The organism is Vibrio sp. NH-7 (genome assembly GCF_053643215.1).
Genome location: NZ_CM132187.1, coordinates 1,393,483 through 1,409,791 on the forward strand (window position 1 = coordinate 1,393,483; position 16,309 = coordinate 1,409,791).

Below are 16,309 nucleotides of genomic sequence, written 5' to 3' on the forward strand. Positions count from 1 at the left end.
ATGCCGTCGTAATAAGTCAATATAATAAACATGGAAATGGTATCTATATGTGATTCTTGTCACTAATATCGGTCGGTGTTATGGGGTTGCTGGTTGTTATATGAAACCAGGTTGAATAAGGGCTCAACGTAAAATTCACTTGTTAATTTTGCTTTATGCTTATGAAAAACAGGGTTTTTGTGACAAAATTCAAAAATAACATCATTAATGGTGATGCAAGTCTCATTTGTAGAATCAATAGGAGGAAATCTTAAAATATTTCCAGAACAATAATTAGGCGTTCAACGTGAACTACTAAAATTCATGGCCAGAATTTTTCTAATATCCACTGCCTGGAACAATTAAGGAAATACCGTGAAACGAACAACATTGTCTGTACTCATTGCTAACACACTGCTTTTAAGTACGACCGCATTTGCTGCTAATGATCGAGGCTTTGCCCCTGAAGATACTTTTTTTGATGACGCTTTAAAGTTCGGTGGTCATGTCGGTTCTTCAATCGAATATGAAGATAAAACCGTCTCGAATTACGATTCGTTTGGTGGCGGCGAGCGTCATGAAAGAACCATGACACACGAGGTATTGGGCGCTTACTACAACAACCCAACATGGAATGCGACTGCGCTTTACGCTTTCAAGCTAGAAAATCGTGAAGTGAAAGATGGCAAATACGCAGAGACAGAAGATGGCTACAAACATCTTTTCTCAATAAACAAAGGCTTCAACTTAGGTGACGGTTGGGACACGGGTTTAATCTATGAACTCGAGTACAGCCGCGGCAAAGTGGTCAATACTGGCGGCGAAACGGGATTACGCACCAAGAGTGCAGAGCACAGTATTCGCCCTTATTTGACCTACTGGAACAATGAGTACAGTGCGGGCTTCTATTCAAACCTCGAGTACTTGTTTAACGACGAAGACAAGAGTGATTGGGGTACGCGTGAAGAAAAAGGCTACAGCTTACTTTTCAAACCATACAAGCGTTTTGGTCAGTGGGAGCTGGGCGTCGAGTTCTTCTACCAAATCAAAGACAACGAAGCGAAGAACGGTGCCGGTCAAATCAATGAGGTCAGCGACTTCACTGAAAAATACATTGAGCCTATTGTCCAGTATACCTTTGAAGAAGCGGGTACGGCTTACGTACGTGCACGAATCGGTCAGAATGAAACCAAATTTACTGATGGCTGGGCTGAAGATGAAGAGTTCTTGAAAGACATTCGTAAAGCAACCATCGGCTATGAGCAAGCGATTGGTGAAGACTGGCTAATGAAAGCCGAATATGAGTGGGCTAAAGATACCGAAACCTTCAGTAAGCTCAAAGGTGAAGAGAAAGTCGTTGAGCAAAATACTCTATTTGTTCAAGCGCTATACCGCTTCTAAATCCTTCAATCAATAATGGATAACCTGTAATGATTAAAGTTTCAGAAATTGCCCAACTATTGGGGGGGGAAGTCATCGGTGACGAGACACTTGAAATCTCTCAGATTCGCCCTGTAAAGAGCGATGTAAAAGGTGGTCTTGCGATTGTCTTCTCTAAATCTGATTTTAAAGGGCTTTCTGAAACTTTAGCGGACGTCATTATTGGCCCCAAATCGGTTCTCCAATCAAACGCTAAAGTCAAAATCGTCATTGATAAACTCAGTGCTGAGCGTATCAATCAGGTGATGCGCTTTTACAAAGTACACAAGTACCAGCTGTTTGATCAAGGCAACACGTCAGACATTGAAGGTGTGTACATTGGTAAACATTGTCAGATTGGCGAAGGCTGCCATTTTATGCCCGGTGTCAAAATCATGAATGGCGTAACGATTGGCAATAACGTTGCCATTCATGCCAACACGGTGATCAAAGAGGGGACGATTATCGGTGACAATGTCACGATTGATTCAAACAACTCGATTGGTAACTACAGTTTCGAATATATGGCCGGCACGCGCACACGTTATGAACGCGTGGAAAGTGTGGGGCGGGTGATTATCGAAGATGATGTCGAGATCGGTTGCAACAACACTATTGACAGAGGCACCTTGGGTGACACCGTGATTGGTCGAGGGACTAAGATCGATAACTTGGTGCAAATCGGTCACGACTGCAAGATTGGTCAGCACTGTCTGCTGGTATCGCAAACGGGATTTGCTGGGCATACCGTATTAGAAGATCACGTTATCGTTCACGGTCAAGCAGGCACAGCGGGCCATTTGACCATAGGTAAGAACTCAGTCGTGAAAGCAAAATCGGGTGTTAGTCACTCCTTTCCGGCCAACAGCGATATCTTTGGCTATCCCGCTAAGAATGCCCGCGAGTATTACAAAAATCTCGCGGTACTAAACAAACTCACCAAAGAAAACAAAAACAAACCGACCAAGAAAAAAGGCTGGCTTGCGCGCTTGTTTGGACGCTAGCCGCACAAATCTTTGAACGAATTAACTCATCATAATAACAAGGAATTGCAACATGAAACGTACGCTACTGGTTACGGCATTACTCTCAAGTGCGCTGATGGGCTGTGCATCTACATCTGATGATGCGAGTTTACAAGCGACGCTGGCGACAGGCCCTTTTGCTGACTGTAACTTGGCCAGCGTTGAAGAACGCGGTCCAATTCGACCTTCACTGTTTGTGGTTGGCACTTTCCCAGATGGCCAATGGCTACACACGGAAAACCGCCAAATGTCTTACAAAGGCAATGGCATTTATCAGGTTGTAAGCGCTGAAAAAGCGGGCAATGTTAGCTTACAGTTTGCAACCATGAGCTGGACACCACAATTTACCGCAGCGGGAATGGAAATGCAGGTTGGGTATGAGAAAGTGCTTAAGCGCGGCGGGTTTGCCAAGAACACGGTCGTTAAGCTGCCAGAAGACGGTAACTACTTATGGTCTATTGAAATCGGGGAAGATAAAAAACCAGTCCGTGCACTAGTGAAACCTTGTCAGTGAATTAAATAGCACTTCGTTATTTTGGAGTGCTGTTTGATTAGCCGAGCGATGTTAGTTCGGTTAACCAAACAGTTTTAACCAGTTGAAAGTCCATATTCGGAGTATGAGATGGCAACAGTAAGCCTACGTAAAGTAGAAAAAGAATATGACAATGGCTTTAAAGCCGTACACGGCGTCGATCTCGACATTCACGAAGGCGAATTTATGGTCTTTGTCGGGCCATCGGGCTGCGCCAAGTCAACCACATTGCGAATGATTGCAGGCTTAGAGGCGATCACGGGGGGAGAAATCAAAATTGGCGGCCGAGTTGTCAATGATCTGCCACCAAAAGATCGCGGTATCGCCATGGTGTTCCAAAACTACGCGCTTTACCCGCACAAGACGGTGTTTGATAACATGGCGTTTGGTCTAAAGATGCAAAAGCGACCAAAAGAAGAAATCAAACAACGCGTAGAGGAAGCGGCTGAAAAGCTAGAAATTACCGATCTTCTATATCGTAAGCCAAAAGAGATGTCCGGTGGTCAAAGGCAGCGTGTCGCCGTAGGGCGCGCAATCGTACGTAAGCCAGATGTGTTTCTGTTTGATGAACCGTTGTCCAACCTAGACGCGAAGCTGCGAGTCTCGATGAGAGTGAAGATCGCTCAGTTGCATCAATCGCTCAAGGAAGAGGGCAACCCTGCGACCATGATCTACGTAACACACGATCAAACTGAGGCACTGACTCTCGGTGATCGAATCTGCGTGTTAAACAAAGGTGAGATCATGCAGGTGGATACGCCAGCGAACTTATACAACTATCCAGCTAATAAGTTTGTGGCAGGGTTTATTGGCTCTCCTGCGATGAATTTGGTGAAAACCACGCTACGCCAAATTGGTGAAGATGTGTACGTGGAGCTTGCGCCAGAAGCCAGAATCATCATCCCCAAAGAAAAGCAGCAAAAACTACTCAACCATATCGACAAGCCCGTTTGGCTAGGTATTCGCCCTGAGCATATTTCGTTAGCTCAAGATGATGAGTCCATTAACGTCCATGCTGGGGAATTAACGGTGGTTGAAAACCTAGGCAATGAACGATACCTCTACTTTAAACTGGGTGAGAATGAAATCGTCTCGCGCGTTAGCAATCAAGAGATCACCACATCGGACATTGGCAAATCTATTCGTTTCAACTTCGATTCAGGTTTCTGTCATATTTTTGATGGTGAAACAGAACAAAACCTAACCCTATAAGAGACAAGCCGCCACAACCGAGGTGGCTTTTTTAATAATGAAAACAGTCATTTAGCTCTGCGGAAAGGACTCTTGCGCCCTGAATTCAGGGATAACAATAACGTGAAGTAGGAAAATAAAAATGAAACACAAGCTCGTGCTGCTGTCGACATTGCTTGCCTCACTGCCTGCCATGGCAGATTGGAACCAAGCGTATTTCCGTGGAACGGCCAATGATTGGCAAGCGGAAGCTATGGTGAAAGTTGGGGCCAACCACTGGCAGATTACTAAGAAATTTAACACTGGTGATGGTACCAACCCACCAAGCTTTAAAGTGGATAGGTTCGGCGATTGGTCGGAGAACTACCCACTCAGCAACTATGTGGTTGATGCGAACAAGTCTTACGAAATCAACTTCTATGACGATACCAACACGGTCGTTGTGCATGAGAAATTGGGCTTCGACATGCGTGACGAAACCATGTACTTCGTCTTTTTGGACCGCTTTGCCGATGGTGACTCATCAAACAACACTGGCAACAACGCCAGTACGTACTCTGCTGATAAGTCAGATTTCAAAAAATACTTTGGTGGTGACATCAAAGGATTACTAGGCAAGTTAGATTACCTAAAAGAGATGGGCATTACTGCTATCTGGATTACGCCACCAGTCAATAACGTAGATCAGCTTAACAAAGATGGTTCTGCAGGCTACCACGGATACTGGGGAAGAGACTTTTTCCAAGTTGATGAACACTTAGGCACCATTGAAGAGTTTCGTGCGCTGAGTACCAAAATGGAAGAGTACGGCATGAAGCTAGTCTTAGACTATGCACCAAACCACTCAAATCCGAACGATGAAAACGAATATGGCGCGCTGTACAAAAATGGCGTTTTCCAAACCGACTTTAACAGCGATACAGAAAACTGGTATCACCACAATGGTGGCGTGACCAATTGGGACGACTACTATCAGGTACGAAACCACAATCTATTTAACCTTTCTGATTTCGACCAAAGCAATGAAAAAACTTACCAATATCTTGCAGAGGGCGCTAAGTTTTGGATTGATCTAGGTGTTGATGCGATTCGCATTGACGCGATTAAACACATGGATAAGTCATTTATTCAGCGTTGGACATCAGAGCTGTACAGCTACGCGAAATCTAAGGGCAAACCGGGTTTCTACTTCTTTGGTGAATGGATGGATGCGGGCGCTGGCGCGACGGGTATCAATGGCTTGTCTGTCGATTTTGCCAATACCTCAGGCTCGGCACTGCTTGATTTTGGTTTAAGAAACATCATTGAAGATGCGTTGATTGGTCATCATGGAACGGGCATGTACGCCATCAATAATTACATGAAGTTGCGTGACCAAGAATTTACCTCAAGCGATTGGCAGGTGGTCTTTTTAGATAACCACGATGCGCCGCGTCTATCGACAGTTCTTCGTTCAGATGCGACCAACTTTGGCCCAGGCAAAGATAAGTGGGGCGGTCGTCAGAGCATTCCATTTGCCCAAGATCGTTTAGAGCTCGGTTTGGCCCTGATCATGACGTCTCGCGGTATTCCTTGTATCTATTACGGCACAGAGCACTACGCAGCGAACTTTACGACGAATGGCTTTGGTCAAGTCGGCAACGATCCGTATAACCGTGAGATGATGCCAAGTTTTGATACGACAACTCCCGCGTTCCAAATCATCAAAAAGCTAAGTAAGTTGCGTAAAGAGAGTTACGCAATCCAGCAGGGCAGTTACATCGAACGTTGGGTCAGCAATGACGTGTTAGTGTATGAACGTAATGCGGGTGACGATGTTGTTGTCGTGGCGATGAACATCGGTGGCAACACTTCTGTCAACGCGATCAACCTTGGTTTGGCGAACGGCACTTATGACAATGTGATTGGGGGCGACCAAGTCGTGGTAGCGAACGGTAGCGCAACCTTTAATCTTGGTCAGAATGAAGTGATCGTGATTCGCAGCAAATAACTCATTTAAGAGCGTTAACTGGCCGACATTTGTCGGCCTTTTTTGTATGTAAAGTTTATTTGTGATTTGCGTACATATACAAAATCTAAATGACATGAAATTATTTCATGCCTCCCAGTCGTTTATTCCATTTTTCTCTGTTGCATATCCCGCCTAATCTAGCTGGGAAAATAGAGTTAGTATTCTAATTAAGCAATGGTGATTACATGAAAAATAAAAAAATTGCAGCAGCGGCGCTTGTTTTGGGGAGTGCTTCATTTGCTTCACATGCTGATGACGCAGTGCAAACCGCTCTTCAAGATGTAAAGAAAGTTCAAACCGATCAGACGCAAAGGCTCGACTTGCAAGATGAGCTTATTGCCCAAACTCATGGGGAATTGATGAAACTTGGTTCTGAGGTATTGAGCAGTACAGGTCAGTTGCAATCACAAATCCGCGATCAAGGCGCAAGAATTGATACTAGCGACAAAATGGACGGCGAGCAAAATCGATTTATCGTCCAAAACGAACAAAAAATACAATCACTAGAAGCGGTAGATAAGCAGCAGGGACAAAGGCTGGATGCTTATGGCAAGCTTATTACAAGCAATGCGCACCGGACTACTGAAGCGTTAGATAAGATCAATACCTTAGATACCACTCTAAAGGTGCAACAGTACGCAATTGATGCAAACCATCAACTCGGTGTGGATAACCAAAATGCCTTAAAAGCGAATGAGCAAACCGACACACAACAAGCGAATGCAATTCTTCACAACCAACAGCAGGCACAATCGCTGGCGTCGACACAGCAGCAGCACGCTCACAGACTTGATGCGCTTGATCAATCTATCGCAAGCAACACTCAAAGTGCTCAGAAAGCACTAAGCGATGTTCACAAGTTGCAAGCAACGCAAATCACGCAGCAGCAAAGTATAGCGTCTAACCAACACGCGAGTGCTCATAATCAACAGCTGATAACTGCCAATACGGATTCTATTGCCCAGCAAGATAAAGCGATCCAACGAAATCAACAAAAAACACAGGTATTAGACACTGTGCAGCAGCAACATAGCCAGTCAATTGCGAGCAATACACAGCAGGCTAAAACAAACGCGCAAAACATTGCTGCCACAGGTCAAATCGCGTCGGCAAATAGCCAAGCGATCAGTCAGCAACAAAGTGTTATGCGAAATGAAGATCAACAAATTGCTCAAAATCATCGAGCGATTGAACAAGAGCAACGTGATGTCGCGACTAACAGTGCCGCGATAGCGAAAAACCGCAATGATATCGACGAGTTGCGTCAAGATATGGAAAACATGGCGAAGAATATTGATGGCGCTTACGCTGAGTCAGCTGCATTTGCGGGTTTAGTTGACCCTTACGGTGTTGGTAATATCGCAGTGACTGCAGCGTTAGGCTACCACGGTGACGCTGAAGCAATAGCCGTTGGTATCGGTGACCGATTCAACGAGCATTTAACTGGGAAACTTGGTGGTGCTTACGATACCGCGACTGAGTCAATGAGCGCATACGTGGGTATTGGTTACGAGTTCTAGTTAGGCCGAAGGCAGTATAAGTATTCCTCGCGAGTCAGGTTAAAACGCCGGCTCACGAGTGAATACTTTAACTCATTGTTTCTTAGCGGATATTAGGGTAATTTCGGTGGATGGATTGTGAACATTTAGGGTCAACCAATGCGAAACTATAAGTTACTCAAAGCGCTCGCTTCGGTGTTGGAAACTCAGAACTTAACCGAGAGTGCGAAACAACTTAACGTGACTCAATCGGCGATGAGTAAAACTTTATCGCAGATTAGGCTCGAGTTTTCTGACCCAATTTTAATTCGAGAAGGGAACCGTTCGGTATTAACCCAACGAGCGAAATACCTTAAGCTCAAACTTCCTCAGCTACTCCAGCAGCTCGATGATCTCTATCTCACAGAGGATATTCAGCCACAAAAGATTGAACGCAAATTTACCATTGGATTCAATGCCTATGTAGCGCCGACCATTCTTCCCCAGATTTGCGCAAAGATGGAGCTAGAATCGCCCAATTCGACTATTGAATGCCGATTATGGCAAACCGAGCAGTTTGATGAGTTGGGAGAATCGTCGATTGATCTAGTTGCAACCATGGCGGCAGACATTCCTGAGAACATTTATGGTAAGTCTCTCGGGCAAGATCAGTTTGTGGTCATGATGTGCAGTCAGCACCCAAAAGCCAACAGCGAATTTGGTTTGCAAGAACTGGCCGATGCCAAACATATTCTGGTCAACGGAATTATAGAGCGGCGGGAAATGGTCGATGCTCTGCTGTCACCAACAGGCAAAAAGCGCAAAGTATTTGCTGTGGTGCCTTCCTTTCTCTCTGCGGTGGAGTCTTTAAAGTTGACGCAGGCAATCATGGTGGCGCCCGCTCATATTGCCGCAATGTATGTGGAGCGGTTCAGCTTAGTAGTAAAGCCGCTGCCGATTGATTTACCCGAGCATGATTATTACCTTTTGTGGCATGCCAAAAATCAAAACGACAACGAGCACAAATGGTTTCGAGAACGGATATTTCCGCAGTTACGAGATAATTTGTCCAGTGCTATTGAGCAAGGGAAGTTGTTGCTCAATATGTCTCAATAAAAATGGCCGACAATTGTCGGCCATTTTCTCTTTTAAACGTTTTGCGTCTTTAACTCCGATTCGTTGGATTTGTCTCCAAGCAAACGGCTAGTAATGGTACCCGCTGTCATTGCACCCGAAACGTTAAGTGCAGTGCGCGCCATGTCGATTAATGGTTCAATCGAGATAAGCAGAGCCGCGATCGTCACCGGCAGCCCCATTGCAGGAAGAACAATCAGTGCCGCGAATGTTGCACCGCCACCTACACCGGCAATACCGAACGAGCTGATCACAATCATCGCAACGAGTGACAGAATGAAGTTAATTTCCATTGGGTTGATACCCACCGTTGGTGCAACCATTACTGCCAGCATAGCAGGGTAGATACCGGCACAGCCATTTTGACCAATGGTAGCGCCAAAAGATGCGGAAAGGTTAGCGATCGCTGGTGGGACATTGAGTTTGTTAATTTGCGCTTCCACATTGAGCGGAATGGTCGCAGCAGAACTACGTGAGGTGAAAGCGAACGTCAGTACTGGCCAGATTTTCTGGAAGTACTCTTTTGGATTCACGCCAACGAATGAAACCAATAAACCATGAACAACAAACATAAGTGCGATAGCAACGTACGAAGCGACGATAAAGCCAAGCAAGTTAAGAATGTCTGATGCGCTAGAGGTTGCAACCACCTTCGCCATTAAGGCTGCGATGCCATAAGGGGTTAGCGCCATGATCATTTTTACTAAGCGCATCACAATGGATTGAGCCGCTTCAACAAAAGTACGAATTGGTGACTCGAGCTCTTCTTTTTCCGCCATCACTTTGCGCGCGGCAATGCCCGTAAGCACACCAAATATCACTACAGCGATAATCGAAGTCGAGCGAGAGCCCGTCAGATCGGCAAATGGATTGGTTGGAATGAAACTGACTAGCATTTGAGGAATGGTAAGATCGCTGACACGATCCGCGCGTGTCTCTAGTGCTGCTAAGCGGGCGGTCTCTCGCGCACCTTCAGTGAGTCCTTCAGCAGTTAAACCGAATGCTTGAGTTACCATGATACCGATAATGGCAGATATCGCCGTGGTTGCGAGCAAAACAGAAATAGTCAAACCAGAGATTTTACCCAGAGAGCCGCCTTTTTCTAGCTTCACGACAGCAGCGATCATGGATACCAATACCAATGGCATAATGATCATCTTCAGCAGGCCAACGTAGCCTTTGCCCACGACGTTTACCCATTCTAACGTTTGCGAAATGGCCGCGTTTCCTTCACCAAAAACCAGTTGAAGCGCCAAACCAAATGCACTGCCCGATATGAGCCCTAGCAGAACAAGTCGTGAGAGAGTGTGTTGATTACTTTGCTGTTTGTATAGAAACAGCAAAATACCCGCAAATATTGCCAATGAAGCAATAGAGGCAACTGACATAATCGAAATCCTTATATTTATAGATGACACATTTCAAGGGTGAATGTGTTACAGAATGTGGTTCGAAGGAACGATAATGATTCCAAAGCCTGCTTTAAAGTGACGATTGGGAATGGATTAGAACGAAAGGTTATTTACGTGAAAAGGTGCTACGAAAACAACCTTATTGAAGAAATTAAACTCAGATTATTGATACTTTTTCAGCAGCTTACGCATCAAAACACTATCAAGGAACTGAACTTTTTTGTTTGAGTGAGCAAAAATACTGTACTGCATTGCTCGGGCGACAAGCCCCGCTTTAATCGGAATCAACTTAGCAAGCGGGCCAATCATTATCGGGCGCAAGATCGTCACGACCGCTTGAACGATCCGCTCATCGGTTCGCGGCTGTTCACGCAGGCCAACCAACGGCCCTGGACGGACAAACGTGACGTGTTCAAACTCGAGACGCTCGATGGCCATTTCCATTTTGCCCTTGCACCTAAAGTAGTGTGAAAACGAATGAATGGAAGCGCCGACACTTGAGACCACACAGAGTCGTTTAACGCCAATGACCTTCATTTGCTGAGCGACCTTGCACACCAATTCATAGTCGATTTTCTCTAACGCTTCGTTACTGCCTGCTTGCTTTTTGGTTGTGCCAAGGCAGATAAACCCGTAAAGCGGGACTGGCTTGGCATCATCCCAATCGTGGATGTCTAAGGTTTGATTTTTGATGACTTCAAGTTTTGAATGGAAAAATGGCAGATCTTGTCGACTTAGGGCATAAATATGCTCGATCGGTTGCTCGTCTAACATCTGCTTGATGAGTTCGGTACCAATAAGCCCGGAGCTGCCGGCGATGATCACGATGGGTCGGTCTGTACTGTACAAGTGGAAGTACCAATTACGTTAAGTGATTGACGGGGTTTGAACGAGAGCATCGCTTAAATGCGATAAAAAGTCTGTGATCAACGCTTTACTTGTCAAATGGCTTGTTTTCATAAATGGCATCTCTAGTTGAATCGACTAACTTTATAAAAAGGTCATCAACGAAAGCATAAGGCGCTGAGTTATGAAAATTAAACAAAAATTACTACTAGGGCTTGTTGCTGCAACTTTGCTGCCAGTGGCGATCATTTCATATGTCGTCATATCAAGCTCCAGAAGTGAGGCGGTAACCGACTTTATCGAACGAAGTCGCGGAGAAATCAGTCAGGTCGACAACGCGATTCGAATCTATTTTGACGCCATAGAAGATAATGTTCGCATGTTGTCCGAACACCCTGCTGTCAAAGCAGCCAATGAGTCCATAACCACATACACCGATAAGCCTTCAGTACAGATGACGCCAGACCAAAATAGTCCGGTTGAGCAGCAGATCTATCAATTGCTGGCTCAATTGGGTAACTCGCATTCTGGGTACTCCTACGTCTACATGGGAACTCAAAAGGGTGGATACATTCAATGGCCTAAGGGGAAAACCACGGCAGGTTACGATCCAAGAAGTCGTCCATGGTTTACAACTGCCCAGTCTTCCCCCGGTAGTGTGGGTAGAACCTCCGCTTACTATTGGGCAGCAGACGATGCCACCATCGTTGGCACGGTAAAGTCGTTCACCGCCAATGACACTTCGGCGTCTGGGGTGGTGGCGATTGACGTGTCACTCAAGAATCTGACTGATATTGTGAAACAGATAAAACTGGGTGAGACCGGGTATTTAATGATGATTGAGGACTCAGGCAATGTGCTGGTCGATGCCAACAATCCAGACAACAATTTCAAGGACGTGAACTCTCTTGGTAAAGCATATCAGCAGATAGGTCAGACTCGCGAAGGGGTGTTAGATGTCACCCTAAACGGCGAACACTACATGGCGAATGTATATCACTCAGAGAAACTGGGGTGGAAGTTTGTGGGTTTGATTACCTATGACGAGGTGATGGAAGATAGCCAGAGTCTTCTAAGCTACATTTCAGTCATCGTGATCGTTCTAGTGGTGATATTCATTGCAGGAGCCATTTTCCTTGCGAACCTGATCGCTAAGCCTCTTACGCTTGTTTCTACAGGCTTAAAGGAAATCTCTGAAGGGGAAGGGGATTTAACCAAAGAGCTGCAAGTTCGATCTAGTGACGAAACGGGCGAGCTAGCGGGTTACTTTAATGCGTTCCTTAAAGCGATCAGACAGCTTATCCAACAAATATCACAAGCGGGCCATGCGATGGGTGAATCAGCTTCCCGTGCTTTGACGGTATCTGAAGATCTCGCGCAGGTTTCCGAACGTCAAAACCAAGCGGTAGAAATGGTTTCGACGGCGTTTAACGAAATGGTTGCCACGGCTAACGAAGTCGCGACCTTATGTACTACTGCCGCCCAAGCCGCAGACAGCAGCCAAGCTCTTGTTAGTCAGGGACAAAAGGACATTAACCAAGCGGTCGCAAGCGTGAATGAGTTGGCACAACTTATCTCCGCATCTTCTGAAACCATTGCAGAGTTGGAGCAAGACAGCCAAGGCATCACCGCGATTTTGGATACGATTCGAGGTATTGCAGAACAAACTAACTTGCTGGCATTAAACGCAGCCATTGAAGCGGCAAGGGCGGGCGAACAAGGGCGCGGTTTTGCGGTTGTGGCTGATGAAGTGAGAGCGCTTGCTAAGCGTACCCAAGACTCCACCGAAGAGATCAACGAGTTGGTCATGCGTTTGCAAAACCGAACCAAAGAGGTCACACAGCAGATGTCTGTCAGCTTAAATGCCTCTCACGAAACGGTTGAAATGACTGAGTCAGTTAACACCAGCTTCAGTGGCATTTCCGAGTCAGTCTCTTCGATTCACGATATGAACACTCAGATCGCAACTGCAGCGGAAGAGCAGCATTTAGTGGCAGAAGAGATCAATCGCAACATTCAGCAAGTGCACGAGGACACACAAAAAGTCGATGACGTAGCGGGTCGAGCTCAGTTGAACTCGCAGTCGATGCAGCAATCTGCAGATGAGCTTAACGCCTTAGTTACCAAGTTTAAAACCGATTAATTCCCCCCAAACAACAAAGACCTCGCCTGTTAGCGAGGTCTTTTTCTATGAGAGAAAGTGATTAAACGTTAAGTGAGAGACAATGGCACGCGCTTTTGAGTTTTTTGGCCATTCTTAACTGGTTTTTGTTTTTTGGAACGTTGATTGGCAAACATAACTACCTCCTTTGCTATCAACTTGAGCGCACATTACGCGTCAACATTTCTCCCTTGCACTTTTGGTGCCATGGAGTGTTAGGCTCTGTATTAAGTAAGGTTTATGAGCCATAGGAGAACGTCAATACTTATAAGGATAGTATCAATTTAGGATTTCTTTCATATTGATTATCAAAATGAAACGTCTTACTAGGGTCTGTTGATCTTTCGAGCTGATTTTTGCAGCAGTTTGTGGGAAATTTATACAAGGAAGAGGCTTTGAAGTGTAGCTAGCCTACATGAAAAGCCGATAACGCAGTAGAAATGAACCACAAATGCTGCCCGAAGGGTTCGGCTAAAATCGTTTTATGCTTTGTTAAGGGGTATTTACTTAGAATGACTAGGCTACACACCCCTTGCCGCGCCTAAAACGATTTTATCTCGAACAAAATTTAACCGCGAAAGGTCAACAGACCCTAACAAACGTACGGGTTTCATGTTTAGGAAAAGTAAAAGTGGATGTCTAGGCTAAGATTTCGCGATACACTCATCTCCAATCAAGGACTTAGCCACTAAGGAAAGACAATGAATCTCGAGATGAGTACCCTTTCACCGACTCAAATCTATCATTTGATGACCCAAACGATCATTCCGCGTCCCATCGCTTGGGTACTCACGGATTCGGGGGAAGAAAACTATAACCTTGCACCTTTTTCCTACTTCAGCCCTGTTTCAAGCAATCCGCCACTTATGATGTTCTCTGTCGGGAAAAAGCCCTCGGGAGAAATCAAAGACACGACACGCAATGTGTTAGAAACAGGAAAAATGGTGATTCACATCGCCAACGTTGATTTGGCGCAGCAAGTGACACAGAGCGCGGCAACACTAGAGCATGGCGTCTCCGAAGTTAAAGAGAGTGACATTGAGCTGGTGGAATTTGAGGGCTTTTCATTGCCGAGAGTGAAAGCGTGCCCTGTCGCGTTTGGATGCTCACTATTCGAGGTGAAAGAGATTGGCAATACACCGCAAAGCCTGATCTTTGCCGAGATTGAGACCATGTATATTGACCCGTCAGTCATCGGTGAGCGAAGTGATCGAGTGGTGGTCGATGCTCTGAGTATCAACCCTTTGTCACGCTTAGGAGGCACGGAATACGCTGTGCTTGAGAAAACCTTTTCTGTCGCGAGGCCACAATAATGAGCTTAAACACCCAACACTCTGAAGCAATCTGGTATCGCATCAATAACAAAACCAAACCTTTGGGCTCGCTAGGCCAGCTAGAAGCGTTAGCGCACCAACTTGCTCTTATTCAAAGCCAATCGAAACCAGAAGCGGTCGAACGGATTGATATCAAAACGCCGACTGCGGTGGTTTTCGCCGGCGATCACGGGATCGCGGAAGAGGGCGTCAGCATTGCCCCAAGTGCGGTGACCCAGCAAATGGTATTGAACTTTCTAGGGGGTGGTGCCGCGATCAACTGTTTCTGCCGAGCGAATGAGATTGCACTCAAAGTGGTCGATTGTGGGATCTTGTGTCCAGTCGATCAGCAACGCGAAGACTTTATTATTCAGCGATTGGGCGAACGTACCAACAACCTTGCCAACGAAGCCGCGATGAGCATGGCGCAAGTCAATGACGGAATAGCATTCGGGCGCCGAGTCGTTCAGCATCTGACAGAGCAGGGCAGCAATTTACTTATGTTTGGTGAAATGGGCATAGGGAACACTTCAAGTGCAGCTGCGATACTGGCGGCGATTTCTCAGCGTCCTGTTGAAACGTGTGTTGGTTTGGGCACGGGAATTAGCCAAGAGCAGCTAGAGAAGAAAATTACCCTCATAGCAAAAGGCGTTGAGCGCTGTGTTGGCCAAGATGTTCATACCATTCTTTCCCATGTAGGCGGTTTCGAAATTGTGCAAATGGTCGGCGCGTTTCTTGAGTGTGCCGAGACGAAAACGCCCGTGCTTGTCGATGGTTTTATTGCCACAGCCGCTGCGTATGCCGCGTACCAAATCAATCCAGATTGTCGAGCATTGATGATCTTCGCGCATAAATCTCATGAAGCAGGGCATCAATACCTGCTGCAAGAGCTTGATGCAACGCCTCTTTTGGATTTGTCATTGCGCCTTGGTGAAGGAACAGGCGCAGCGTTGGCTGTCCCTTTGATTCGAGCTGCGGCCGAGTTTTACAACAACATGGCGAGCTTTGAAGAAGCAGGAGTGGAGGTTGAATGACCGCCAAAGCTAGATACCAAGCTGAGCTCTTTTTGTTAGCGCTGGGCTTTTTCTCCCGTCTCCCAATCCCGAAAGAGACGCCATACAGCGAAGAGCGGATGAATCAAGCTGGGCGCTATTTCGCCTTGGTTGGGTTGCTACTTGGCGTGCTGTGTGCGGGCGTTTATACACTCTCGCATCTTCTGTTTAGTGCCGAGGTGTCGCTTTTTCTCACCATGGCTTTTAGTTTGTTGCTCACAGGGGCTTTCCATGAAGATGGATTGACCGACATGGCGGATGGTATTGGTGGTGGGATGACGCAGCAAAAACGTCTGACCATCATGAAAGACAGCCGTATCGGTACCTACGGAGCGACGGCTCTAATTATGGCCCTGCTAGGCAAGTACCTGTTTTTGTCTGAGTTGGCTCAACATGCTGTCTTAATCCCAACCTTGATCGCAGGCTACGTGGTGAGCCGCGCGGTCGCTGCGTCACTGATCTACGACATGCCCTATGTTTCGGACTCCGACACAAGTAAGAGCAAGCCGTTGGCAAACAAGCAAAGTAAGGTTGAACTGGGCATCTTGATAGTGTCTGGACTTATCCCAGCGCTATGGTTAGGCGTTCCCTTGATGCTAGCTGTGTTGTTGGTGTTATTGCTGTTTCGTTGGCTGTTTAAGCGTTGGTTGATAAAACGCATCGGTGGTTTTACCGGTGACTGTTTAGGTGCCGCTCAGCAAATCAGCGAACTGCTTGCTTATTTGGTCGTACTTAGTTGGTTGGGAGTTCATTGAT

At 46.2% G+C, this 16,309-nt stretch carries 13 protein-coding genes; 11 read left to right on the forward strand and 2 right to left on the reverse strand.

Going from position 1 to position 16,309, the window contains the following annotated elements; all coding sequences use genetic code 11:
* Positions 1-354: 354 nt before the first annotated feature.
* From ACUALS_RS06550 to ACUALS_RS06580, 7 genes are all read left to right on the forward strand, one after another.
* A complete protein-coding gene (locus tag ACUALS_RS06550) occupies positions 355-1,380 on the forward strand; it encodes a porin (RefSeq protein WP_454449149.1) in 1,026 nt (341 codons plus the stop codon).
* 29 nt (positions 1,381-1,409) lie between these two features.
* Positions 1,410-2,402 carry a UDP-3-O-(3-hydroxymyristoyl)glucosamine N-acyltransferase gene (lpxD, locus tag ACUALS_RS06555; RefSeq protein ID WP_454449150.1) on the forward strand — a complete coding sequence of 331 codons (993 nt, stop codon included), beginning with the start codon at positions 1,410-1,412 and terminating at the stop codon, positions 2,400-2,402.
* A 52-nt stretch (positions 2,403-2,454) separates the two neighbouring features.
* Complete coding sequence (locus ACUALS_RS06560) at positions 2,455-2,937, forward strand: hypothetical protein (protein WP_005470722.1); 483 nt, start codon at positions 2,455-2,457, stop codon at positions 2,935-2,937.
* 108 nt (positions 2,938-3,045) lie between these two features.
* Positions 3,046-4,167 carry an ABC transporter ATP-binding protein gene (locus ACUALS_RS06565; protein ID WP_454449151.1) on the forward strand — a complete coding sequence of 374 codons (1,122 nt, stop codon included), beginning with the start codon at positions 3,046-3,048 and terminating at the stop codon, positions 4,165-4,167.
* A gap of 121 nt (positions 4,168-4,288) precedes the next feature.
* The gene (locus ACUALS_RS06570; RefSeq protein WP_454449152.1) at positions 4,289-6,136 is read left to right on the forward strand and encodes an alpha-amylase family glycosyl hydrolase; all 1,848 of its coding nucleotides are present in this window, start codon (positions 4,289-4,291) and stop codon (positions 6,134-6,136) included.
* Between the two features lie 206 nt (positions 6,137-6,342).
* A complete protein-coding gene (locus ACUALS_RS06575) occupies positions 6,343-7,677 on the forward strand; it encodes a YadA-like family protein (RefSeq protein ID WP_454449153.1) in 1,335 nt (444 codons plus the stop codon).
* Between the two features lie 138 nt (positions 7,678-7,815).
* Positions 7,816-8,751: a LysR family transcriptional regulator gene (locus ACUALS_RS06580; RefSeq protein ID WP_454449154.1), complete on the forward strand. Its 936-nt coding sequence runs from the start codon at positions 7,816-7,818 to the stop codon at positions 8,749-8,751.
* A gap of 32 nt (positions 8,752-8,783) precedes the next feature.
* On the opposite strand, the gene ACUALS_RS06585 is transcribed toward ACUALS_RS06580, so the two are convergent.
* Complete coding sequence (locus ACUALS_RS06585) at positions 8,784-10,157, reverse strand: L-cystine transporter (protein WP_038215113.1); 1,374 nt, start codon at positions 10,155-10,157, stop codon at positions 8,784-8,786.
* A gap of 186 nt (positions 10,158-10,343) precedes the next feature.
* Positions 10,344-10,955, reverse strand: a complete 612-nt coding sequence (locus ACUALS_RS06590) for an oxidoreductase (protein WP_454449233.1) — start codon at positions 10,953-10,955, stop codon at positions 10,344-10,346.
* Between the two features lie 256 nt (positions 10,956-11,211).
* Between ACUALS_RS06590 and ACUALS_RS06595 the strand changes: the two genes are divergently transcribed.
* From ACUALS_RS06595 to ACUALS_RS06610, 4 genes are all read left to right on the forward strand, one after another.
* A complete protein-coding gene (locus tag ACUALS_RS06595) occupies positions 11,212-13,170 on the forward strand; it encodes a methyl-accepting chemotaxis protein (RefSeq protein ID WP_454449155.1) in 1,959 nt (652 codons plus the stop codon).
* A gap of 719 nt (positions 13,171-13,889) precedes the next feature.
* Positions 13,890-14,501, forward strand: a complete 612-nt coding sequence (locus ACUALS_RS06600; RefSeq protein WP_454449156.1) for a flavin reductase family protein — start codon at positions 13,890-13,892, stop codon at positions 14,499-14,501.
* Positions 14,501-15,535 carry a nicotinate-nucleotide--dimethylbenzimidazole phosphoribosyltransferase gene (gene cobT / locus ACUALS_RS06605; RefSeq protein ID WP_454449157.1) on the forward strand — a complete coding sequence of 345 codons (1,035 nt, stop codon included), beginning with the start codon at positions 14,501-14,503 and terminating at the stop codon, positions 15,533-15,535. Before ACUALS_RS06600 ends, cobT begins: the two co-directional genes overlap by 1 nt.
* Positions 15,532-16,308 (forward strand): adenosylcobinamide-GDP ribazoletransferase, encoded by a 777-nt coding sequence (locus tag ACUALS_RS06610; RefSeq protein WP_454449158.1) that lies wholly within the window; start codon positions 15,532-15,534, stop codon positions 16,306-16,308. The genes cobT and ACUALS_RS06610 overlap by 4 nt, the downstream gene beginning before the upstream one ends.
* Position 16,309 lies beyond the last annotated feature (1 nt).